We start from the raw sequence: 23,238 nt of genomic DNA on the forward strand, positions 1-23,238 counted from the left end.
TTATCTTTGTATTTGTAAGTAAACCTCGTTAACCAAGGGGAAGTGGATCCCTCTAATTATTTAGAGTTTCACTTTATTCACTTGAGCAAAAACATCGCAGTTCGAAAATATATTATAATAGAATGAAAAGAAAGAAATTTGGCAGAAAGGGAGGGTGGCGATGAAGGAGATGGTTAAAGATTTTTTTGGACGCCCACTTCAAGATTTACGTATATCTGTCATTGATCGTTGCAATTTTAGATGTACATATTGTATGCCAGCGGAAATATTTGGGCCAGAATATGCTTTTTTGAAAGACGAGTTTTTACTAACTTTTGATGAAATTGAGCGTTTGGCAAAATTATTTGTTAGCATCGGTGTACGGAAAATTAGACTTACTGGCGGTGAGCCACTGCTTCGTAAAGATTTAACAAAACTTATTGCACGTCTTGTGAAAATTGATGGGCTAATAGATATAGGGTTAACGACAAATGCTATTCATTTAACGAAACAAGCGAAGGCATTAAAAGAAGCTGGATTACATAGAGTGAATGTTAGTTTAGATGCGATAGATGATGACATATTTAAGAATATTAATGGTCGAAATATTAATACGAAACCGGTAATTAAGGGAATTATAGCAGCTAAAGAGGCGGGCTTGGAAGTAAAGGTAAATATGGTTGTGAAAAAAGGGATGAACGATCATCAAGTACTACCGATGGCTGCGTATTTTAAAGAGCAAGGAATTCCGCTTCGGTTTATTGAGTTTATGGATGTTGGTAGTACAAATGGGTGGAATTTTGATCAAGTCATTACAAAACGAGAATTGATTGAGATGATTCATAAGGTGTATCCGCTTGAGCCAGCTGAAGCGCATTACTTTGGTGAAGTTGCAAAGCGATATCGGTACGTTGGAACAAATGTTGAAGTTGGTTTTATTACATCTGTTTCTGAGTCATTTTGTGTCTCTTGTACGAGGGCGAGAATTTCGGCAGATGGAAAGTTTTATACGTGCTTATTTGCGACAGATGGTTTGGATGTAAGAGAACTTCTTAGAGGAAATCTTTCGGATGAGGAGTTATTAAGTGTTATACAAGATGTATGGATGAATAGAAAAGATAGGTATTCGGATGAACGAACAGAAGAAAGTGCAAAAAATCGTCCGAAAATCGAAATGTCTTATATAGGAGGATAAGAAAGGGGGGTATCGCATGCAGGAGCGATATTCAAGACAAATATTATTTTCTGGTGTTGGAGAAGAAGGACAGAGAAAAATAAGAGAGAAGCATGTGCTTATTATTGGTGCTGGTGCTCTCGGTGCGGCAAATGCAGAAGCGATTGTTAGAGCGGGTGTTGGAAAAGTAACGATTGCTGATCGTGATTATGTAGAATGGAGTAATTTACAAAGACAACAACTATATACAGAAGAAGATGCAAAGCAGTATAAACCGAAGGCGGTAGCGGCAGCAGAGCATTTAAGAGCGATTAATTCTGAGGTGGAAATAACTCCTGTTGTGACGGATGTAACGGTGCAAGAAATGGAAGAATTAGTGAATGATGTAGATTTAATATTAGATGCGACAGATAATTTTGAAACGCGCCTTCTCATTAATGATATTTCACAAAAGTATAATCTTCCGTGGATATATGGTGGGTGCGTTGGAAGCTACGGAGTAACGTATACAATTTTACCAGGGAAAACACCGTGTTTTCGCTGTTTAATGGAGCATCCGGCGAGCGGAGCAACATGTGACACAGCTGGTATTATACAACCGGCAGTACAATTAGTAGTTGCGCATCAAACTACGGAAGCGCTGAAAATATTAGTAGAAGACTACGGAGCGCTTCGTGAAACGATGTTATCATTTGATCTTTGGAATAATCAACAGATGGCATTTAAAGTGAATAGGCAGAAAAAAGATACTTGTTTATCTTGCGGAAGGTTACGTACATATCCGAGTTTAACATTTGAAGCACAAACGAAAACAGAAGTGTTATGTGGGCGAAATACAGTGCAAATTCGTCCAGGTGTGCGGAAGAATTTTAATTTGGAAGAAATTAAAAAGCGCTTACAAAGAAGCGTAGAGATAAAGGCGACACCTTATTTATTGTCGTTTCCGGTAGAAGAATATCGTTTTGTTTTATTTACAGATGGCAGAGCTTTCATTCATGGGACGAATGATATAAATGTAGCGAAAAGTTTATATGCAAGATATATAGGTTGAACCTAAAGGAAATCCTTTAGGTTCAACGGAGAAAGGATTATGAATTTCTCGTATAATCTCCACTTTTTCCACCTGTTTTTTCAAGTAAGTACGTTTCGCCGATAATCATACCTTTATCGACAGCTTTACACATATCATACACAGTAAGAGCGGTAGCCGAAGCAGCTGTTAAAGCTTCCATTTCAACACCGGTGCTACCTTCTGTTTTAACTTTTACTTTAATGAGTAAACGATATTGTTCTTCTGATTGTTTCCAATCGAAAGAAACGTCAACACCTTTTAATAGTAAAGGATGGCACATTGGAATAATATCAGAAGTTCGTTTCGCAGCCATAATGCCTGCGATTTGCGCAACTGCTAATACGTCACCTTTCCCAATTTCATTGTGAGAGATTTTATCGTAAATTTCTTTCGTAACGACAATGCTAGAGCACGCAATTGCTGTTCGAACGGTTGCTTTTTTGTCACTTATATCAACCATCTTCGCGCGTCCTTGGTCATTAAAGTGTGTAAATGAAGACATGGAATTCCTCCTTGAAGTAATTTCTATTGAATATATAAAGTTTAATCGAGATAAAAAAAATTGCAAATATGAGGTGAGAAACGATGGTAGAAAAACGAATTCCAATTCAAGTTGCTGAGGCAGTAGAACGGGTAATGAAATATGCAAAGCATGGTGAAGTAGAAGAAATTTCTATTACGGAAAGTTACGGAAGAATTCTCGGCGAAGATGTTGTCTCAGATCATGACGTTCCTCATTTTGATCGTTCCCCTTACGATGGTTTCGCCATTCGAGCAGAAGATACGAAAGAAGCAACTCAAGAGAATCCAGTTGAATTTGAAGTAATAGGAGAAATCGGGGCGGGTTCTGTTTTTACAGAAGAAGTAGGATCTTTTCACGCGGTTCGTATTATGACAGGAGCAGCTATTCCAAAAGATTGCAATGCAGTCGTAATGCTAGAGCTGACAGAAGGGTTTGAGAAGAACGGGAAAACATATATGAAGTTAAAACGCCCTTTTAATAACGGTGACAATGTGTCATTTAAAGGAGAAGATATAAAACAAAATCAAGTTCTCGTTCAGAAAGGCGTTGCAATTAATCCAGGTGTTGCCGCCTTATTAGCAACGTTTGGATATAGTACTGTGAAAGTTGTAAAACAGCCTGTTGTCGGTATTGTAACGACAGGAAGTGAATTATTAGAAGTACATGAGCCGTTAGAACCGGGGAAAATTAGAAATAGCAATTCGTATATGATCGCAGCTCAAATTATGAAAGCTGGCGGGAAAGTTCGTTATTATGGTCAACTCGCGGATGAGTTAGATGCATGTTTTACAGCTGTTCAATCAGCGGTGGATGAGGTCGACATTTTAATTACAACAGGCGGTGTATCAGTAGGAGATTATGACTACTTACCAGCTATTTATGAAAGGTTACAGGCAAATGTACTCTTTAATAAGATAGCCATGAGGCCCGGAAGTGTAACGACAGTAGCTGAGGTTGATGGAAAGTTACTCTTTGGTTTATCAGGAAATCCGTCTGCTTGTTATGTAGGCTTTGAATTATTTGTGCATCCAATTATAAAAACGTATTTGTATGCGAAGGAACCTCACGTATATAGAGCGGATGCTATTTTACAAAAAGATTTTCCAAAGCCAAATCCATTTACTCGTTTCGTAAGAGCGAACGTAACAATTGTGGACGGGGCGTTACAAGCGATGCCAGTTGGTTTAGATAAATCGAGTGCGGTATCTTCACTTGCAGATGCGAATGCTTTTATCGTGTTGCCTGGAGGAACGAGAGGATTTGAGACCGGAATGAAAGTATCCGTATTATTGTTAGAGCACTCTGAGGGATGTGATTGGCCATGGGCAAAGCCCCTTCAATCTTACAAATAGTAGGATATCAAAATAGCGGGAAAACAACACTTGTTGAGAAAGTGGTGCATGCACTAGCTGAACGAAAAATGAAAGTTGCTACAATTAAACATCACGGGCACGGAGGCTTTCCAGAAGTAGCGCAAAAAGATAGCGAAAGACACCGTAAAGCTGGTGCTGTCGTAAGTAGTGTAGAAGGTGCTGGATTGCTTTCACTTTCTTCACTAAGAAAGAAATGGCCCTTGCAAGAAATTATTCGCTTATATGAGTTTTTTGAAGTGGATACAATTTTAATAGAAGGCTATAAAAAAGAGAATTACTCGAAAGTAGTGTTACTTCGTTCTGCGGAAGACATTGAGCTTTTACATAAAGTAGAAAATATAGTGGCGGTTATTACGTGGTATGATGTTCCGGCAAATATACGAGAAGAATATAAAGTATTTCATATAACAGAAGAAGAGTTGTACATAGACTGGTTTTTACAAACGGTTAGGAGTGCGAAATGATAAATACATATTATGAAGTAATTGATACAGAAATCTCGATTGAAGAAGTAACGAAGAAAGTAATTCGACGTGAATGCGGTGCTGTTACAACATTTATTGGAACGGTTAGAGAGTTTACGAAAGGGCGTCGTACATTATACTTAGAGTATGTTGCTTATAAGACGATGGCAGAAAAGATGCTAGAGAAAATTGGCTTGGAAGTGAAAGAGAAATGGCCAGGTACATACGTTGCGATTACACATCGCATCGGTACGTTGCAAATTTCTGATATAGCGGTTGTTGTTGCTGTTTCAACACCACACCGTAAAGCGGCTTATGAAGCGAACGAATATATTATGGAACGCATAAAACAAATTGTTCCGATTTGGAAAAAGGAGTTTTGGGAAGATGGTGATTCATGGATTGGTGATCAATTAGAAAAAACACCATATCCGGCGGGAGAGCCTGGGAAGGAGCTATAAGTATGATTAGAGTATTGTTATTTGCGCACTTGCAAGAAGAAGCAGGGACAAGTGAATTACAAATAGAGAAAGAAAATATTACGGTTGCACAGTTAAAAGATGTTGTTGCGAACGAATATAATGTACCAGTTTCAGAGCCAATTATGGTTGCGATTAATGAAGAATACGCAAATGAAGATGACAGGGTCCAATCTGGTGATGTTGTGGCACTAATTCCACCAGTGAGCGGTGGTTAATATTGGATTCATTAAAACGACTTTCCTACATAGGGAAAGTCGTTTTTTTATGGCAGTTTTGAGAACACTAATCTATAGAACAAGGAGGGAACTATGAAAAAAATATGTGTAGTTATCACAATGCTATGTGTGGCCTTTTTCTCTTCTCCAAGCGATTCTTTCGCGAAAGAATCAAGAGAACAGCTTTTAGAGAGTGCATTATCAAATAGGTACTATTCAGTTATTAGACAAGTGACAGAAGATCAATATGAATGTGCTTCAGTTATAGATATAAAGCGTCTCGGCAAGAAAGATGAATTTGTTCCTAGATACGAAGTGAAGCTACAATTTCTTACATTTCAAGGAGCGCATAATCCGCCGAACGATAAAGTTACGCTTACTTTGGAAGATCATTTAGATCACGTAAAGATAAAGAAAGTGGAGCGAGAAAAGAATGTTTCTGACGTTATTGCAGAAAAAGTTTGTGAACGGGAAAAAGAAAAAATAAAAGCTCACTCTAACGACTTAGAGTGATAATCTATGGCATTTAGTAAAGAAAGGTAATGAGTGATGGATATATTTTTAGCGATTTTACCAGCTATATTTTGGGGAAGTATTGTGCTATTTAACGTAAAACTGGGCGGGGGCCCGTATAGTCAAACGCTCGGAACAACGTTTGGAGCACTTATTTTCTCAATTGTTGTTTATATTTTTATGAAGCCAGTATTAACACCTACCGTTATCGGAGTTGGAGTTGTGTCAGGTTTATTTTGGGCGCTTGGTCAGGCAAATCAATTGAAAAGTATTGATTTAATGGGTGTTTCGAGGACGATGCCAATTTCAACAGGACTTCAATTAGTCGCGACGACTTTATTTGGCGTTATCGTATTTCATGAATGGTCCACGACAATATCGGTCGTCCTTGGGATTTTAGCGCTCGTTTGTATTATTATCGGTGTTATTTTAACATCGCTTCAAAGTGAAGAAGAAAAGAATGCAGAGCAAGCAGCAAACTTTAAAAGAGGTATCGTAATTTTATTAATTTCAACAGTCGGTTATTTAGTTTACGTAGTAGTAATTAGGTTATTTAACGTAGATGGCTGGTCGGCTTTGTTGCCACAAGCAGTTGGTATGGTGTTAGGTGGGATTTTGCTTACCTTTAAACATCATCCATTTAATAAATATGCAATTCGAAATATTATTCCAGGATTAATTTGGGCAGCTGGAAATATGTTTTTATTCATTTCACAGCCGCGTGTTGGAGTCGCAACAAGTTTCTCGCTATCGCAAATGGGAATTATTATTTCCACGCTTGGTGGGATCCTTATATTAGGTGAAAAGAAAACGAAACGTCAATTAACGGGTATCGTTGTCGGTATCGTTTTTATTATCGCAGCCGGAATTATGTTAGGTATAGCCAAAAGTTAAAGGAGGTATGGAAATGTATAGTGATTTAGCAGGGAAAGTTGTCGTTATTACAGGATCAGCAACTGGTCTCGGAAGAGCGATGGGAGTAAGGTTTGCTAAGGAAAAAGCGAAAGTGGTTATTAATTATCGCTCACGAGAATCAGAAGCGAATGATGTGTTAGAAGAAATTAAAAAGGTAGGCGGCGAAGCGATTGCTGTAAAAGGTGATGTAACCGTCGAATCAGATGTTGTGAATCTTATTCAATCTGCTGTGAAAGAGTTTGGTACGCTTGACGTTATGATTAATAATGCAGGGATAGAAAACGCGGTACCATCGCATGAAATGCCGCTTGAAGATTGGAATAGGGTAATTAATACAAATTTAACAGGTGCTTTTTTAGGAAGTCGTGAAGCGATTAAATATTTTGTAGAACATGATATTAAAGGGTCTGTCATTAATATGTCTAGTGTTCATGAGAAAATTCCGTGGCCACTATTTGTGCACTATGCAGCAAGTAAGGGTGGTATTAAACTGATGACAGAAACGTTAGCGCTAGAATATGCGCCAAAAGGTATTCGAGTAAATAATATTGGGCCAGGTGCAATTAATACGCCAATTAATGCCGAAAAGTTTGCTGATCCAAAACAGCGGGCTGACGTAGAAAGTATGATACCGATGGGCTACATTGGAAAACCTGAAGAAATCGCAGCAGTAGCAACTTGGCTTGCTTCATCAGAGGCGAGTTACGTAACTGGAATTACGTTATTTGCAGATGGTGGAATGACTTTATACCCATCGTTTCAAGCTGGGCGTGGGTAATATGAAAAGGACAAAGAGTTTATCTCTTTGTCCTTTTTTACAAAAAAAATAGCGTTCGGCTATTTTAAAATTAATGATTAATTGTATCTTGAAGAAATTCTGTTGCTTGATGTTCAGTAACATTTTGTACGAGCGCGACTTCGCTGATCATCATTTTTCGTGCATTATCTAGCATTTGTTTTTCGCTCGCATTTAATGTTCTCTCTTTATTACGGCGAAGTAAATCCCGAACCACTTCTGCGCTATCTTGTAAATTGCCATTTTTCATTTTTTCCATATTCATTGTATATCTTTGTTTCCATGAGAGTGATGGGTCTGACTCCCCGTTTTGAAATTCAAGAAGTATATCATCTAACGTACCTCGATCAACGATATAACGAATACCTGATTTTTTTAATTGTTCCATCGGAAGCATTACTTGCATATCTTTACTAATGATGCGTATCACACAATATTGACGTGAAGTACCTAATATTTCTTTCTCTTCAATTGCTTCGATAATTCCTGCACCGTGCATTGGATAAACGATTTTATCACCAATTTGAAACAAATCATCCACCTCCATATGTGGTAACCACTTTTAATGATAGCACACTTATATAAAAATGTCAAATTTTATATAATAACATAACATTTATATTCGAGTCAATAATATGGAGTGCTTTTTTTTTATGTTTTTTTGAACATATTTATCCCGCATTAACGGGCGATAAGACCCCCATCTCAAAATTTAGAAAAAGCAAAGAAGTTAGGTGGGGGTCGGGCTGATTAAAGTTTCACTTTATAGTGATTTTTTTAGAAAAATAGTACATGTGAGAAAGAAGGCATATCCACTTATTTTTAAGCATAAAATGTAAAAGCGCTAATACAATATACCTAAATCCGTTCTTTGCAAAGGAGGGAGAGAAGGTGGGGCGCACAATAAAAATTGATATTACAAATAAAGTTGTAGCTAAATTTAGACCAAATTATTTGGAATTATATACGAGTAAATTTATGATAGGTAAGTTTTATGTCTATACTGAAGATAAAAAATATGTGTTAGAAGACGGATATATATATGAGAATGGAAAGTTTTATCGCATCATAGATACGCACCGTGGCAATAATCAAGCGGCGGAGGGCTGCGATCTAGGATGGTGTTAACATGATTCGTGTGAAAGTTTTTGATGAAAGTCACGAAAAAGACTTAGAAGACGCTGTGAATGTGTTTTTGAAAAAGATTGATGATAGCAACTTTGTAGATATTAAGTATCAAGTTGGTGTTTCCATTAACGACGATGAAAACCAAATTTATTGTTTTTCAGCAATGATCGTTTATAAAGCATAAAAAAGAGCTGGCTCACCCAGCTCTTTTTTATGTTTTATGTTGGGACAACATGTGTCGGTAATACGTTCATAATAGATTGGGGTGTGCCTAATTTCTTTGTCGTTAAAAGAGGCTCCCCTGTTGCATGATTTTGAGCATCTTTACACATACCAAGGTGATAACGATCACCTAAAAATGGATCAATATAAAAACCGTTTTTGAATACTTTATCATTCGGATGTTTTTCATGATGAATATCAGAGCAGTTAATGCAATAGAACATAGCTTTCATCCCCTTTTTATTTTTGTTTGAAAAAAGTGAGTCGGTAGTCATTTCGCTCCTGAGGAAATGTTGAGGAGAAGAGAAATAACTACCTACTCAAATGGTGGGCATATTCCTTCTGATTTGTCATATCTCGCGTATTGTCCCTTGAGGGAAGGAGGAGAGACGAAGTACGCATGATATAAGTAAGGCGCTTCTCTCAAGATAAATGATGGAGTTTCATGTTGAGAGAAGTTTTTATTTTGTATTGCCTTTGTGAGTATATTATGAGGAAATGCTAAGAGGGTGTTTGTCCTGTTGAAAAAATGTTGAGAATTTCTCAACAGTAAAAGAATTAGCGTTGACATGAAACTAAAAGGTGTTATATTATCGAAGTATAACCAAAAGGTGTTATGTTATAACGCCGAGTAAAGGAGAATGAAAATGGAACAACAAAATACATTAAATGATATTAAACAAACAATCGTTTTTAACGCGTCTATTCAAAAGGTATGGAGTGTAGTATCAACTGCAGAAGGGATTGCGTCATGGTTTATGCCAAATGATTTTGTATTAGAGGTAGGACATGAATTTCATGTGCAATCACCATTTGGGCCATCACCATGTAAAGTGTTAGAGATTGATGAGCCAAACTATTTATCTTTCTCATGGGATACAGATGGCTGGGTTGTTTCATTTAATTTGAAAGACTTAGGAGATAACAAAACAGAATTTACGTTAATTCACGGCGGCTGGAAACATCCTGATGAAATTCTTCCGAAAGCAAATGCGAAGAGCTCTATTATTCGCGATAGAATGAGCGGTGGTTGGGTAGCAATTGTAAATGAAAAACTGAAAAAGGTTGTCGAAGGCTAAGTGTCCTCGTCAGCAGCGAAATATGATGTATTTCAAGCAATTGCTGATCCAACCCGCCGAGAAGTAATACGGTTATTAAGTGACAAAGAGTTACCGATTTCCAAAATAACGGATCATTTTCCGATGAGTCGTACTGCGGTTGTAAAGCACCTTCATATTCTTTCGGAAGCGAATTTAGTAAGTGGAAGAAAAAGCGGAAGAGAGAAGATATATCGTTTGCATCCAGAACCATTAGAAGAATTACAACAGTGGCTCTCATATTATGAACGTTTTTGGGATAATAAATTATCCATGCTGAAACATATTGTGGAGAATGAAGAATAAAAAAAGGATGACCAAAATGGTCATCCTTTTTATTGTTGCTCACTTGTTTGTGTAGCTGGCTTTAATAAAAGCCAACCGATAATTAATGTACATACTGCTAATACGAAAGTGCTCATATAAATAACGTGTACACTTGCAGCTAATGCGGATTGTGATTCAGTGGCTACACTTGCTGTAGTCCCGCCGTGTCCACCAGATACAAGATCAAGGTTTTTAATGCCGCGTGCATGAATCATCGTATTAAAGATTGTTCCAAAGATTGCAGCACCTAACGTTTGACTGAATGTATTAATAAATGTGTTTAAACCAACAGCTGTTCCGCGTGTATGAGCTGGTACGGCTGCTTGAATTGTTACCATGTAAATCGGTGTCACAAGCCCCATTCCTAAGCCGAATAATCCGACTGCTACATAAATAAGGAACGATGGTGAATTTGTTGATAGTGTAAATAATAAGAACGTAGCGACTGATAAAATGCTAGCTCCAAGTAAAATGATTTGTTTCGTTTTTAATTTGCCTACTAAGTTACCAGAGAAAATAGCGCCAAATGTCCACATAACAGGGATTGGCATTAAAATAAGTCCAGCTTCTGTAGCATTTTTCCCTAATACACCTTGGCTCCAAATTGGAAGGTACATTGTAATACTAATAATCATTGCGCCAGCAATAAGAGTTAATATATTTATCGTAGATAATGTACGGTTAGAGAAAAGTGCTAGCGGAATTAATGGTTCTGGAGATTTTTTCTCGATGAATAAGAAAATAATAAATGAAATAGCGGCAAAGATTAATAGGCCGATAATTGTCATGTCTCCCCAGTTTTGCTTACTGCTACCTGTTAATAATGCATATAGTAGAGCGATTGTACTTAATGAGAAGACTGTTGCACCAAGATAATCGATATGATGCTTAGCAGGTTTAATAGATTCTTTGTAGTAAATTGCAATCATTAAGCAAGCGATAATTCCGAATGGAACGTTTAGGAAGAAAATATAACGCCAAGAAAGAGAATCAACTAAAAATCCACCTACTAACGGTCCGATAACACCGGATACACCCCAAACGGCACTCATCCAACCTTGTGCTTTCGCGCGGTCTTTCGCTTCGCTATATAAGTCTCCAATAATCGTCATTGTGATTGGCATAACAGCACCAGCACCGATACCTTGAAGCGCGCGGAAGAAGATTAATTGTTCCATCGATGTAACGACTCCGCAAAGTGCAGAACCGACTAAAAAGATTGTAGCTCCGATCAGTAAAACTTTTTTACGGCCAAATAAATCAGCGAGCTTTCCGTATATTGGAGTCGAGACAGCTGTTGCAAGCATATAAATTGCATATACCCAACTAACAAGTTCGACGCCTGACAAATCACTCGTTATACGAGGGATTGCTGTACTAACAATCGTTCCTTCTACCGCAGAAAGAAACGTCATTAACATTAAAGACATCATGACTTTTTTTCTCATTTGTTTTCCCCTTACCCTTTTTTAAATATTCAACAATATAAAATATAAAGGTACTAAGGTAAATAAAGCAACAAAAAAGCAATGGAAAGTTACATGGAGCAGATATTTGTCGCTTCTTGTCGGCGAGTCGGTATATTTGGGAAATCGCTGATATAAGTTGTGGAATCGCTCATATAATTTCATGTACCTATAAAAAAGAAACAGGAATCCCTGTTTCTTTTTTTTAATACTGCATTTTCGCGTTTTCTCCAGCTGTCGTTCCGGCAATTCTACCAGTAACAAGGGCTGATGTAATATTATAGCCACCAGTATAACCATGAATATCAAGAACTTCTCCGCAGAAATATAAGCCGTTCGTAAATTTAGAAGACATTTCTTTCGGGTTAATTTCTTTCACGGATACACCGCCGCCAGTAACGAATGCTTTTTCAATTGACTGCGTACCATTTACATTCACAGTAAACTCTTTAAAGTCTTTCACAAGTGCACGAATCTTTTCGTGAGAAACTTGTCCAGCTTGTTCGCTACCGTCAATTTCATTTTTTTCTAATAAGAATAGGAAGTAACGTTCAGGGACATAACCTTTTAAAACGTTTTTAATTCCTTTTTTTGGATCTTCTTTCATTTGTTTCAGCATGCGCTGGAATAGTTGCTCACTATTTTCCTCTGGCAATGCATCAATACTCATTTGTATTGTATTCGTTTTAAACTTTTTCAGTGCTTTCACGACGAATTGACTACAGCGAAGAGCAGCAGGACCAGATAGGCCAAAATGAGTGAAGAGCATGTCCATTTTGTGAGAAATGATAACTTTTCCTTTCGGGTTTAATACGCTTAAGTTTATATCACGTAAAGCAAGACCTTGTAATGAGCGGTCACGTATAAACGGCTCGTTTGAAAGGATAGGTACTTCTGTTGGGAATAATTCTGTAATTGTATGACCCGCTTTTTCAGCCCAAGCATATCCGTCTCCAGTAGATCCGGTTTGAGGAACTGATTTTCCGCCAACAGCGATAACGACGTGATTTGTTTCTAACACTTCGCCTGTTTGCAGTATAACTGCTTTCGTTTGACCATTTTCATATTCAATCGTTTCAACAGGTGTATTTGTACGAATTTTTACACCTAAGTCTTTTAATCGTGTTAAAAGTGCGTCTACAACAGATTGTGCTTTGTTTGACACAGGGAACATGCGACCGTGGTCTTCTTCTTTCAATTTAACACCGAGATTTTCGAAGAATGTAATAATATCTTCATTATTAAAAATAGAAAAAGCGCTGTATAAGAAGCGACCGTTTCCTGGTATATGTTTAACAATTTCATCAAGTGGTAGACGGTTTGTTACGTTACAGCGTCCACCACCAGAAATTGCAAGTTTACGCCCAAGTTTATTTCCTTTATCAAGAAGTAAGACATTTGCGCCTTCTTCTGCAGCACCAATTGCAGCCATTAGCCCAGAAGGACCGCCGCCGATGACAATAACATCATAATGCATAATATATCGACCTCATTTTCTACATTTCCTGCCTAAAAGAATAGCATGTTTTCCCTTAAAAGAAAAATAGAGTGAAGTACTGCTTAATGAGAGAATTGTGGTACAATACAAAAGTTAGAGTTCAGCACTATCCTGCCATTTGTAGGCGATAAGACTAAAACCTCAAGATTTAGGAGAAGTAAATAGGGAGTCTGTTAGCCTGTAAATGCTCGAATGGTTCAACTAATAAGGAGTAGGAGAGAAGTCTCCAACTAATTATAGTTTCACTTTATGTAGATGTAGGAGGATTTTTGTATGTCCGATTCGAAATTTCTGCGCGGAACGCTTATTGTTACGCTAGGGACATTTTTAGTAAAGTTCTTAGGCATGATTTACGTCTTTCCGTTTCATGCATTAGTAGGAACAGAAGGCGGAACGCTCTATACATATGGATACATTCCATATACGATCTTTTTAAGTATCGCAACGGCAGGTGTGCCACTTGCTGTTTCAAAATTTGTTTCCAAATATAATGCGCTTGGCGATTATAAAACGAGCCGGAGAATGTTCCGCTCGGGAATGGTTATGATGATAGTAACAGGAGTTCTTTCGTTCCTAGTACTGTACATGACGGCGCCATTGTTTGCAGAAGCGATGCTTGGTAAACAAAGTATACACAATAATGTAGGAGAAGTTACGACGATTATTCGTCTTGTAAGTTTCGCACTTATTGTTGTACCAGCAGCGAGTTTAATTCGTGGTTATTTCCAAGGTCACCAGTCTATGGGACCAACTACCGTTTCACAAATTATTGAACAAATTATTCGTATCGTCTTTTTATTAGCAGGTAGTTTTATCGTTATTAAAGTACTTGGCGGTACAGTTGCAACAGCAGTTGGAGTAGCGACATTTGCTGCGTTCGTTTCAGCGGTTGGAGCACTCGGTGTGTTAATTTGGTACTGGTTAAAACGTAAAAAATATTTGGATCAATATTTAATTGAACAAACTGTACCAGAATCAACAGTAAGCACCGTTCAATTGTTTAAAGAGTTATTTGCATATGCGATTCCTTACGTTGTAATTGGGTTAACAATTCCTTTATATCAACAAATTGATACATTGACATTTAACTCAATTATGCAGGCGATTGGTCAAGGTGATATCGCAGAGCGAGCTCTCGGTATTTTCACAATGTGGACGCATAAGTTAATTATGATTCCTGTATCACTTGCAACAGCGTTTAGTTTAACGCTTGTACCAGCAATTACAAAATCATTTACTGAAAAACAATACCGTTATTTGAAATTACAAATTACACAAACATTCCAGGCGAATATGTTTTTAACATTGCCAGCAGTTGTCGGTATTTCTTCACTGGCATATCCAATTTATACTGCGTTTTACGATTCAGATCCACTAGGTGGACAAGTATTAATGTGGTATGCACCAGTTGCGTTGTTATTCGCTTTATTTACAGTAACAGCGGCAATCCTGCAAGGTATTAACCAGCAGAAGCATGCGATTATTGCGCTTATAATGGGCGTTATTTTGAAATTTGTATGTAACGTAATCTTTATTCGTTATTTCGGTACAGTAGGAGCAATTCTAGCAACAGCAGTTGGTTTCTTAGCTTCTGTTTGGTACACAAATCAACAAATTAAAAAATACGCACACTATTCATTCGGTGTTGTATATAAAAGAACATTCCAAATTGCAGTATTAACACTTATAATGGTCGTTGCTGTAAAACTATCACAATGGCTTCTATCCTTCATGATTTCGCCTGATGGCCGTATGGGTGCTCTTATAACAGTTGCGATTTGTGCAGGTATTGGCGGTCTTGTTTACGGATTGTTAGCAATTCGCACAGGAGTACTTGAAAGAGTATTTGGCGGAGAAGCATTAGATAAAATTCAACGTAAACTTGGTAGTAGATTTAAAATAAAGTTGAAATCAAGAGGGGCGTAATTACGTCCCCTTTTCTATGATAAATAAAGAAGGTGAAAAACGTGAGATTAGATAAATTATTAGCAAATATGGGATATGGAAGTAGAAAAGAAGTAAAGAAATTATTGAAAGATGGCGTTGTGAAAATTGATGGAACGCCAGTAAAAGATGCGAAAGTTCATGTAAATGTAGAAGAGCAAGAAGTTATGATTCACGGTGAAGTTGTGGAATACAAAGAATTTGTTTACTTAATGATGCATAAACCACAAGGTGTTATTTCAGCGACGGAAGATGATAATCATGAAACAGTAATAGATTTATTAGAATTAGAAGATGCAATCTTTGATCCGTTCCCAGTTGGACGACTTGATATCGATACGGAAGGTTTCTTATTGATAACAAATGATGGGAAGCTATCACATCAATTATTATCTCCGAAAAAGCATGTGCCGAAAAAATATTATGCACACGTTGCAGGAGTAGTAACAGAAGAGGATGTAAAAGAGTTTGCTAAAGGTGTTATTTTAGATGATGGCTATGAAACAAAGCCAGGTGCACTTACAATATTGAAAAGCGATGATATTTCTGAAATTGAGCTTGTGATTACGGAAGGGAAATTCCATCAAGTGAAGCGTATGTTTGAAGCGGTAGGGAAAAAAGTAGTCTACCTAAAGAGAACAGAGATGGGTCCGTTAGTATTAGATGAAGAACTAGAACTTGGACAATACCGAGAGCTAACAGATGAAGAAGTAGAAATGTTAAAAACATATCAAGTAGATACTGAAAAGTAGTACCTTTATAGGCGCAGAAAAGACCCCTTTCTAATTATTAGAAAGGGGTATGTATTTATTTACATACAATTATTTTTCATTATGAGGTCATTCTCACTTTCTTTCCTGTTGTTGTCCACTTACCGCGGCAAGGGCTATACACGAGTTCATTAAACTGCAACACATTTAGATCACGTTGTATCGTTCGCGGTGTGATCCCGAACTCATCTACAAGGTCTTTCGTCGTTACCGTTCCGTTTTCATTGATGTACATATAAATTGATTTAATGCGTGTTAGCATACGAGTAGTTGTAGGTTTCAAGAGAAAACCACTCCTCTACTAGTTTTTTTGACCCCATTCAGGAAAGAAGGTCGTTACTACCATTGTACTCTACATGATAAAATTCATGCTTTAATCTACTTAAATTTTACAGAAATTTAACAAATATTCATATAGAAAAATATTGGTAGTTGACATTGTATATATGGTCAGTCAACTAACACATAAAATTCTACGTAAAACGCCAAATTCCTGCAAATTTTTTTGAAAAAATAAAAGAAAAACTAATAAGAAATATCTGAAATATTACAATTGTTCGGTATTTAGTTTTCGTGTATGGCATAAGAGATTTCGGTTTGTTATGATGAAAGAAACAATATAGTGAAGGATGGATGCGTGATGTCAGCAATTAATTGGACAGAAGAAGTTGCGAAACGAAAAGATGATTTAATTCGTGATACACAACAATTTTTACAAATTAAAAGTGTATGGGAAGAAGAATCGGCGAAAGAGGGCGCACCATTCGGTGAAGGTGTAGAAAAAGCTTTATCTTTCATGTTACATAAAGGAGAAACTGAAGGTTTTGCTTCTAAAAATTTAGAAGGATATGCAGGTCATCTTGAAATGGGACAAGGAGAAGAGTTAGTAGGCATTCTTTGTCACGTTGACGTTGTACCAGAAGGAGATGGCTGGACGACTCCTGCATATAGTGCGGATATTCGCGATGGAAAGATTTTTGCACGTGGTGCAATTGACGATAAAGGCCCAACGATGGCAGCATATTATGCGATGAAAATTGTGAAGGAATTAGGCTTACCTCTTTCCAAACGTGTTCGTATGATTATAGGAACAGATGAGGAAAGCAATTGGAAATGTGTAGATCACTACTTTAAAAACGAAGAAATGCCAACAATCGGTTTTGCGCCAGACGCGGATTTTCCAATTATTAATGCAGAAAAAGGAATTTCTGATATACAAGTTGTGCAAAATGGTAGTGAAGAGAAAAAAGGTACATATGAACTTGTTTCATTTGATTCAGGGCGCCGTTTAAATATGGTTCCTGATTTTGCAGAAGCGGTTATTACAGGAGAAGATGTAAATGCACTTACAGTAGCATATGAAGAGTATTTACAAACTGCTAAAAAAATAGGGAAATCGACTATAGAAGGAAATGCAGTGACGGTGCAAATAGAAGGAATTTCAGCGCACGGATCTACTCCTGAAAAAGGAGAAAATGCAGGTTTATTATTAGCAAACTTCTTAACTACAGTTTCACTTGATGGAAAAGCAACTGCATTTGCGACATTTGCAACAGAAACATTTACTGGTGATATTTTTGGTGAAAAAGCTACTATTGCTTATAAAGATGAAATTAGCGGTCCGTTAACAGTGAATGTCGGTCGCATTTCTTATACGAAAGAAAACGGTGGTAACTTAGGGCTAAACGTACGTTACCCAGTTACAACTAACTTTGAAGAAACAATTGTGAAGTTGAAAGAATATGTTGGTACGCATGGTTTTGAAGTGGCTGACTATTCTAATTCTCGCCCACATCACGTCGATAAAGATCACGTATTAATCCGTACGTTACAACGTGTGTATGAAGAACAAACAGGTGAAAAAGCAGAACTATTAGCAATCGGCGGCGGTACTTATGCTCGTTCATTAAAAGCTGGTGTGGCATTTGGCCCGCTATTCCCTGGAAAAGAAGAACTTGCGCATCAAAAAGATGAGTATATCGAAATTGAAGACTTATTAAAAGCAACAGCAATTTACGCGCAAGCAATTCATGAATTAGCGAAGTAATGGATATATAAATAATGTCCGCTCTCTATTTTGGAGAGCGGCTTCTTTTTACCTGAATGAGATAAGAAAGAAAAGCAACAATAGAAAGAAGGAGAAGATGTACATGGAACTGCATTATTTTGTCGCAATTACGTTACCGAATCATATAAAAGAAATGCTGTCTAACTATAAAGAGGACATGCAAGAGGAATTACAATTTCGTTCATGGGTACATAAAGAAGACTATCATATTACCCTTTCATTTTTAGGGAGTGCAACGGAGGAACAGTTAGAGGGAATAAAGAATGGATTACAAACAATTGCAGAAACAAAAGAACTATCCTTCACGTTACAAGGTTTTTCAACGTTTGGTAGGGAAGATCAGCCTCGTATTTTTTGGGCGAAGGTAAGTGAGAATCACCATTTGTTTCAGTTGCAAAAGCAAGTACATGCCATTTGTGAAGAAAATGGATTTTCTCTAGAAACACGCCCGTATCACCCGCATATTACCGTTGCTCGTAAATGGATAGGAGAAGAAAAGTTTCGTTTAGAAAGTATAAAAGAAGTGCCTGAAATATCATTTCAAGCAGATACAATTACTTTATACGAATCCCACGTGAAAGAAACCCCGAAGTATAAATCGATTGCTGAAATAAAATTACAAAAATAGAATGTTGAAAACGTTTTTTATGCAGGTGAATATACTATAGAGAAGAATGGAGTTACTGTATAGAGTCTTGTTGATAAGAAAAGCCTTATCATTTGCAGCTCATTTTATCTCGCCTAATTGGTGAAGGCTAATAATAAGTGAGGATGGAAAAATTTTCTCGCTCATTAAAGTTTCACTTTATTTTAACTTTGAGAATGATGGTGATTTTTTTATGTTGAAAGTAAAACGTCCATTTGATGCCTATTTAGATGAAATGAATAAAATTACAATTTTGCTCCCACATGCGTATGGAACAAGTCGGACATTTCGTTTGCAAGAAGGAAGTAATGTGAAAGATTTACCGATTGCTCATACTATTGCGCTTCCAGATGCAACGAAGTATGAGTGCTTTATAGAAGAGCCGCTAGATGTGGGGAAGTATTATACAGTACGAGATGAACGGAATGAAGAAACTGATTTACAAATAGGTGCTGTTATTCGAACAAAAATTTTCGATGAAAAGTATTATTACGAAGGTACAGATTTAGGTGCTGTGTATCAAAAACAAGAAACGACATTTAAAGTATGGGCCCCAACTGCAAGGCTTGCGAAAGTAAGAATTTATAAGAGCGATAAAGAATATACCGATCATGAAATGTACAGGGGAGAAAACGGAGTTTGGATTCAAACATTACAAGGTGATTTAGACGGAGCACGCTATACATTTCTTGTTTGTATTAATTTAATATGGAACGAAGCGGTGGATCCTTACGCAAAGTCAGTGACTGTAAATGGAAAGTATGGCATTGTTATCGATTTAGAAAAGACGACTGTAACGAAACGAGAGCAATTACCACCATTACAAGCAATGACAGATGCCATATTGTATGAATTGCATATTCGTGATGCTACTATTCATCCGAACAGTGGAGTGAGTAAAAAAGGGATGTATAAAGGGCTAATGGAAGAAGGAACAACAGGACGAAATGGGACATTGACAGGTTTGTCTCATATAAAAGATTTAGGCGTTACGCATGTTGAATTATTGCCTTTATATTGTTTCGGTGGTGTGGATGAGGCGAATCCTTCTTCTGCCTATAATTGGGGGTACAATCCATTATATTACAATGCACCAACAGGATATTATGCTACAAACCCCTCTGATCCGTATAACAGGATAGTTGAGTGCAAACAACTAATTGAAACATTTCATGAACAAGGTATTAGGGTGATTATAGATGTTGTATATAATCATGTTTATGAAAGAGAGCTATCATCATTTGAGAAGCTTGTTCCAGGATATTATTTTCGTCATGGTGAAGATGGTATGCCTTCTAATGGGACGGGAGTCGGAAATGATATAGCGTCTGAACGGAAAATGATGAGGAAATTCATTGTAGAGTCTATTTTATATTGGCTTACTGAATACAATGTCGATGGATTCCGATTCGACTTAATGGGAATTTTAGATATTGATACAATGAATATGATAGAGAAAGAAGTGCGAAACATAAAACGAGATGCTTTGTTATTAGGAGAAGGATGGGATTTACAAACACCGCTTCCTCTTGAGGAAAAAGCAACGTTAAATAATGCGAAGAAAATGCCACATATCGCACAGTTTAATGATCAATTTCGTGATGGGATAAAAGGGAGTACATTTCATATAAATAAGCGTGGTTTTGCATTTGGTGGGCATGTAGACTGTAATCATTTGCAGTATATTGCAGCAGGAAGTCTTTTAAGTATGAAAGAAACAGGGCTGTTTCTAGAGCCAGCGCAAAGCATTAACTATGTAGAATGTCATGATAATATGACGATGTGGGATAAACTAGTGCGCAGTAATGAAGAATCAGAAACGATTTTGAAAAAACGTCACCTGTTAGCGAGCGCAATGGTTATTCTTTCACAAGGCATTCCTTTCTTACACGCAGGGCAAGAGTTTTATCGTACGAAGAAAGGAAATGAAAATAGTTATAATGCAAATGATGAGATCAATCAATTAGATTGGGATCAAAAAGAGAAAGAGATAGAGACCGTTAACTATATAAAAGGTTTAATCGCGATTCGTAAAGAGCATGGGGCATTCCGATTACAAAGTGCAGACCTTATAAAAAAACATATGACTTTTTTACAAACATCTACAGAAGTACTTGCATATCACCTAGAGCATGCAGAATCGTTTGGGCCGTGGAAAGAGATTATCGTCTTATTTAATAGCGGTTTAGAAGCTAAAACTGTGCAACTTCCGAAAGAAGCAACGTGGCATGTGTTAGTAAACGAAAACGAAGCGAAAATAGAGCCAATTTCTTCATTTAGAGGAAAGGAACTTAGGCTCGCTCCAATTAGCACGTATATATTGACGATAATGTGACAAATCGCTACTTGACGATGAGAATGTAATAAATGTAGAATTGACAAAGGTGACGATTTTGATAAGTTGTCATTCTATGACAGGTTTTGTAAAATAAAATAGAGGATTTTTGGCTTAGGCTAATTTTTCTTTTCATTTACAGTAAAATATATGAATCCACAACATGTGTAGAAATGTTGCGGTTTTTCTTTTCATAACTATAAAAGATAAGGATTTGTTAACGGGTAATGAATATGGAATGGTTGGAACAATTATTAGGAAAAGAGTGGAGTCTTGTACCGGCTGGTGGAGTAACGGGCGATGCATATATTGCGCAAAACGGACAACAGAAGTTATTTTTAAAGCGGAATACATCGCCCTTTTTAGCGGTATTGTCAGCAGAAGGAATTGTTCCAAAATTACTTTGGACAAGAAGGGTAACGAATGGTGATGTAATTTCTGCTCAAAAATGGCTTCCGGGACAGAAGCTAGAGCCAGAGGATATGAAACTAGAACGTGTTGCGAAACTTTTGAAGAAAATACACTCCTCTAAAGCGCTTGTACAGATGATTCAAAGACTTGGGAAGCAGCCGCTTCACGCACAAGAGTTATTACAACAACTGCAACTCGTTTTAAGAGGAGATATAAGGGATGATGAAACAATTCAGCAAGGCCTTCAATATTTAATGGATTCATTAAAAGCTATTGAATACAATGAATTCGTTGTATGCCATTGTGATGTAAACCATAACAACTGGCTATTGTCGGATGAAGATGAATTGTTTTTAATTGATTGGGATGGAGCTGTAATTGCTGACCCAGCTCTAGACCTCGGTATGTTATTATATTGGTACATTCCGCGCCAGGAGTGGAGTGAGTGGCTCGGTTATTATGATATTGAAATGGATGAATCGCTGCTTAGGCGTATGAGATGGTATGTGATAGCACAAACGATTTTGTCTATTCAATGGCATACAACAAAAAAACAGCAAGCAGAAGCTGAATATTGGCATCAATATTTACAGCAACTACTTGCTTCAGAATAATACTTAAGAAAAATTGTCCATTCCAGCAATCCACTGAGTAAGTTGTTCTTGATTATTGGAAATGTGGTTGTCCAAATTAGAGGAAGATTTACCCGATTGACTATAAGAATATACATCGTTTAGCATTGCTTTAGCGTCACTACTTACATTATCGTTTGCGAGTAACGATTGAATGAGACGCTCTAATTGCTCGCATTCAGAAACTGTCCCGCAACAATCACTTTGGTGATTGACTAAAATATCTTTCAGCACTTCTAATTGATGTTGTTGATTAATTGGCATGAACGGATCATCCTTTCGATTGTTTTTCTCTTTTTAGAAATGTAAGAGAAAAAGCTGTTTCGTCATGGAATGTTTAATGCTGTATGTAGTTTTTATCAAAATGGTACATCTTATACTTGAAAGAAACGGACCGAGTGCTCGTACGTACTTGGTTTTTTGTTTGGTAGATTGATTAAAAACAGAGAGAAGGAATTATTCCTTTAAAATAGCTATGTAAAGAGAGGGAGACATCTATGCGTTTAAGACATAAACCATATGCAATGGATCGAATTAATGAGTATTCACATATCGTAATTGGAAACCCAGAGGAGCGCGCTGGTAACTGGAAAGAAGTATTTGGAAATGAACAACCAATTCATATTGAAGTAGGTACAGGTCGTGGCCGCTTTATGTATGATATGGCAAAAGCAAATCCACATATTAATTATATTGGAATTGAAAAATTCACAAGTGTTGTTGTAGACGCACTTGATAAATTAATTGAAGAAGAATTACCGAACTTAAAGTTAATTAATAAAGATGCTGAAGATTTAACAGTTTTCTTTGCAAAAGGTGAGATTGATCGCGTTTATTTAAACTTCTCAGATCCATGGCCAAAGAAACGTCATACGAAGCGTCGTTTAACGTATAAAACGTTTTTACGTAATTATGAAGAAGTGTTAGTAGAAGGCGGAGAAATTCATTTCAAAACAGATAACCAAGGTTTATTTGAATATTCTCTTATGAGTATGGCTGAGTATGGTATGTTATTAACTTACCTTAGCCTAGATCTTCATAATAGTGATTATGAAGGAAACATTATGACTGAGTACGAAGAGAAATTCTCTAGTAAAGGTCATCGTATTTACCGAGTGGAAGCAAAATATCGTACAGAACCTATGCAGTAATGCATAGGTTTTTTTGCATCTAAAATAATCAGAATTT

At 37.0% G+C, this 23,238-nt stretch carries 27 protein-coding genes; 20 read left to right on the forward strand and 7 right to left on the reverse strand.

Annotated elements, in window-relative coordinates; translation table 11 throughout:
• The first annotated feature begins 160 nt into the window (after positions 1-160).
• On the forward strand, positions 161-1,174 hold the full coding sequence (gene moaA / locus ACTFRY_RS00815; protein ID WP_000661857.1) for a GTP 3',8-cyclase MoaA: 1,014 nt from the start codon (positions 161-163) through the stop codon (positions 1,172-1,174).
• A gap of 16 nt (positions 1,175-1,190) precedes the next feature.
• The gene (locus ACTFRY_RS00820) at positions 1,191-2,204 is read left to right on the forward strand and encodes a molybdopterin-synthase adenylyltransferase MoeB (RefSeq protein ID WP_001158107.1); all 1,014 of its coding nucleotides are present in this window, start codon (positions 1,191-1,193) and stop codon (positions 2,202-2,204) included.
• 37 nt (positions 2,205-2,241) lie between these two features.
• Here ACTFRY_RS00820 and moaC read toward each other — a convergent pair whose 3' ends face one another.
• Positions 2,242-2,727 (reverse strand): cyclic pyranopterin monophosphate synthase MoaC, encoded by a 486-nt coding sequence (gene moaC, locus ACTFRY_RS00825; protein ID WP_000094148.1) that lies wholly within the window; start codon positions 2,725-2,727, stop codon positions 2,242-2,244.
• Between the two features lie 83 nt (positions 2,728-2,810).
• On the opposite strand from moaC, the gene moeA reads away from it, so the two are divergent.
• The 7 genes from moeA (at position 2,811) to ACTFRY_RS00860 (ending at position 7,488) form a co-directional block, all read left to right on the forward strand.
• Positions 2,811-4,100: a molybdopterin molybdotransferase MoeA gene (gene moeA / locus ACTFRY_RS00830; protein WP_000229695.1), complete on the forward strand. Its 1,290-nt coding sequence runs from the start codon at positions 2,811-2,813 to the stop codon at positions 4,098-4,100.
• Positions 4,070-4,585 (forward strand): molybdopterin-guanine dinucleotide biosynthesis protein B, encoded by a 516-nt coding sequence (mobB, locus tag ACTFRY_RS00835; RefSeq protein ID WP_000513643.1) that lies wholly within the window; start codon positions 4,070-4,072, stop codon positions 4,583-4,585. Before moeA ends, mobB begins: the two co-directional genes overlap by 31 nt.
• Positions 4,582-5,046, forward strand: coding sequence for a molybdopterin synthase catalytic subunit MoaE (moaE, locus tag ACTFRY_RS00840; protein WP_000611226.1), 465 nt, complete (start codon positions 4,582-4,584; stop codon positions 5,044-5,046). The genes mobB and moaE overlap by 4 nt, the downstream gene beginning before the upstream one ends.
• 2 nt (positions 5,047-5,048) lie before the next feature.
• Positions 5,049-5,282, forward strand: a complete 234-nt coding sequence (moaD, locus tag ACTFRY_RS00845) for a molybdopterin converting factor subunit 1 (protein ID WP_000621778.1) — start codon at positions 5,049-5,051, stop codon at positions 5,280-5,282.
• Between the two features lie 93 nt (positions 5,283-5,375).
• Positions 5,376-5,795, forward strand: coding sequence for a DUF3888 domain-containing protein (locus ACTFRY_RS00850; protein ID WP_000717679.1), 420 nt, complete (start codon positions 5,376-5,378; stop codon positions 5,793-5,795).
• Positions 5,796-5,831: 36 nt separating this feature from the next.
• Positions 5,832-6,689, forward strand: coding sequence for a glucose uptake protein GlcU (glcU, locus tag ACTFRY_RS00855; RefSeq protein WP_000350861.1), 858 nt, complete (start codon positions 5,832-5,834; stop codon positions 6,687-6,689).
• A 13-nt stretch (positions 6,690-6,702) separates the two neighbouring features.
• The gene (locus tag ACTFRY_RS00860) at positions 6,703-7,488 is read left to right on the forward strand and encodes a glucose 1-dehydrogenase (protein WP_000286676.1); all 786 of its coding nucleotides are present in this window, start codon (positions 6,703-6,705) and stop codon (positions 7,486-7,488) included.
• 70 nt (positions 7,489-7,558) lie between these two features.
• On the opposite strand, the gene ACTFRY_RS00865 is transcribed toward ACTFRY_RS00860, so the two are convergent.
• Entirely contained in the window at positions 7,559-8,053 is a 495-nt protein-coding gene (locus ACTFRY_RS00865) for a CarD family transcriptional regulator (RefSeq protein ID WP_000451446.1), read from the reverse strand.
• Positions 8,054-8,397: 344 nt separating this feature from the next.
• Here ACTFRY_RS00865 and ACTFRY_RS00870 point away from each other — a divergent pair, with 344 nt between their 5' ends.
• Together ACTFRY_RS00870 and ACTFRY_RS00875 are read left to right on the forward strand one after the other, a co-directional pair.
• On the forward strand, positions 8,398-8,634 hold the full coding sequence (locus ACTFRY_RS00870; protein ID WP_000533804.1) for a DUF2553 family protein: 237 nt from the start codon (positions 8,398-8,400) through the stop codon (positions 8,632-8,634).
• A gap of 1 nt (position 8,635) precedes the next feature.
• The gene (locus ACTFRY_RS00875; protein WP_000621751.1) at positions 8,636-8,818 is read left to right on the forward strand and encodes a sporulation protein Cse60; all 183 of its coding nucleotides are present in this window, start codon (positions 8,636-8,638) and stop codon (positions 8,816-8,818) included.
• Positions 8,819-8,852: 34 nt separating this feature from the next.
• Here the strand turns inward: ACTFRY_RS00875 and ACTFRY_RS00880 are convergent, their stop codons facing one another.
• Entirely contained in the window at positions 8,853-9,080 is a 228-nt protein-coding gene (locus ACTFRY_RS00880) for a DUF3973 domain-containing protein (protein WP_000498977.1), read from the reverse strand.
• 423 nt (positions 9,081-9,503) lie between these two features.
• Between ACTFRY_RS00880 and ACTFRY_RS00885 the strand changes: the two genes are divergently transcribed.
• The gene (locus tag ACTFRY_RS00885; RefSeq protein ID WP_000437770.1) at positions 9,504-9,935 is read left to right on the forward strand and encodes an SRPBCC family protein; all 432 of its coding nucleotides are present in this window, start codon (positions 9,504-9,506) and stop codon (positions 9,933-9,935) included.
• The gene (locus ACTFRY_RS00890) at positions 9,936-10,259 is read left to right on the forward strand and encodes an ArsR/SmtB family transcription factor (RefSeq protein ID WP_000098837.1); all 324 of its coding nucleotides are present in this window, start codon (positions 9,936-9,938) and stop codon (positions 10,257-10,259) included. It abuts the gene before it with no gap.
• A gap of 29 nt (positions 10,260-10,288) precedes the next feature.
• Here ACTFRY_RS00890 and ACTFRY_RS00895 read toward each other — a convergent pair whose 3' ends face one another.
• On the reverse strand, positions 10,289-11,728 hold the full coding sequence (locus tag ACTFRY_RS00895; protein ID WP_001228022.1) for an MDR family MFS transporter: 1,440 nt from the start codon (positions 11,726-11,728) through the stop codon (positions 10,289-10,291).
• Positions 11,729-11,951: 223 nt separating this feature from the next.
• The gene (locus ACTFRY_RS00900) at positions 11,952-13,223 is read right to left on the reverse strand and encodes an NAD(P)/FAD-dependent oxidoreductase (RefSeq protein WP_000558862.1); all 1,272 of its coding nucleotides are present in this window, start codon (positions 13,221-13,223) and stop codon (positions 11,952-11,954) included.
• 294 nt (positions 13,224-13,517) lie between these two features.
• Between ACTFRY_RS00900 and ACTFRY_RS00905 the strand changes: the two genes are divergently transcribed.
• Both ACTFRY_RS00905 and ACTFRY_RS00910 read left to right on the forward strand, forming a co-directional pair.
• The gene (locus tag ACTFRY_RS00905) at positions 13,518-15,170 is read left to right on the forward strand and encodes a putative polysaccharide biosynthesis protein (RefSeq protein ID WP_001284030.1); all 1,653 of its coding nucleotides are present in this window, start codon (positions 13,518-13,520) and stop codon (positions 15,168-15,170) included.
• Positions 15,171-15,211: 41 nt separating this feature from the next.
• A complete protein-coding gene (locus ACTFRY_RS00910) occupies positions 15,212-15,940 on the forward strand; it encodes a pseudouridine synthase (RefSeq protein ID WP_001234947.1) in 729 nt (242 codons plus the stop codon).
• A 79-nt stretch (positions 15,941-16,019) separates the two neighbouring features.
• Here the strand turns inward: ACTFRY_RS00910 and ACTFRY_RS00915 are convergent, their stop codons facing one another.
• Complete coding sequence (locus tag ACTFRY_RS00915; protein ID WP_000805512.1) at positions 16,020-16,241, reverse strand: DeoR family transcriptional regulator; 222 nt, start codon at positions 16,239-16,241, stop codon at positions 16,020-16,022.
• 357 nt (positions 16,242-16,598) lie between these two features.
• On the opposite strand from ACTFRY_RS00915, the gene pepV reads away from it, so the two are divergent.
• From pepV to ACTFRY_RS00935, 4 genes are all read left to right on the forward strand, one after another.
• Positions 16,599-18,005, forward strand: a complete 1,407-nt coding sequence (pepV, locus tag ACTFRY_RS00920) for a dipeptidase PepV (protein ID WP_098616699.1) — start codon at positions 16,599-16,601, stop codon at positions 18,003-18,005.
• 103 nt (positions 18,006-18,108) lie between these two features.
• Positions 18,109-18,654: an RNA 2',3'-cyclic phosphodiesterase gene (gene thpR, locus ACTFRY_RS00925; protein ID WP_000418985.1), complete on the forward strand. Its 546-nt coding sequence runs from the start codon at positions 18,109-18,111 to the stop codon at positions 18,652-18,654.
• A 211-nt stretch (positions 18,655-18,865) separates the two neighbouring features.
• Positions 18,866-21,007 carry a type I pullulanase gene (gene pulA, locus ACTFRY_RS00930; protein WP_086424120.1) on the forward strand — a complete coding sequence of 714 codons (2,142 nt, stop codon included), beginning with the start codon at positions 18,866-18,868 and terminating at the stop codon, positions 21,005-21,007.
• A 227-nt stretch (positions 21,008-21,234) separates the two neighbouring features.
• Positions 21,235-22,032, forward strand: a complete 798-nt coding sequence (locus ACTFRY_RS00935; protein WP_001986674.1) for a phosphotransferase family protein — start codon at positions 21,235-21,237, stop codon at positions 22,030-22,032.
• A gap of 3 nt (positions 22,033-22,035) precedes the next feature.
• On the opposite strand, the gene ACTFRY_RS00940 is transcribed toward ACTFRY_RS00935, so the two are convergent.
• The gene (locus ACTFRY_RS00940; RefSeq protein ID WP_016118745.1) at positions 22,036-22,314 is read right to left on the reverse strand and encodes a YtzH-like family protein; all 279 of its coding nucleotides are present in this window, start codon (positions 22,312-22,314) and stop codon (positions 22,036-22,038) included.
• 233 nt (positions 22,315-22,547) lie between these two features.
• Between ACTFRY_RS00940 and trmB the strand changes: the two genes are divergently transcribed.
• Positions 22,548-23,201 carry a tRNA (guanosine(46)-N7)-methyltransferase TrmB gene (gene trmB, locus ACTFRY_RS00945; RefSeq protein ID WP_001239381.1) on the forward strand — a complete coding sequence of 218 codons (654 nt, stop codon included), beginning with the start codon at positions 22,548-22,550 and terminating at the stop codon, positions 23,199-23,201.
• Positions 23,202-23,238 lie beyond the last annotated feature (37 nt).

Source organism: Bacillus cereus group sp. MYBK195-1 (genome assembly GCF_051916605.1).
In the GTDB taxonomy this organism is placed as follows: domain Bacteria; phylum Bacillota; class Bacilli; order Bacillales; family Bacillaceae_G; genus Bacillus_A; species Bacillus_A cereus.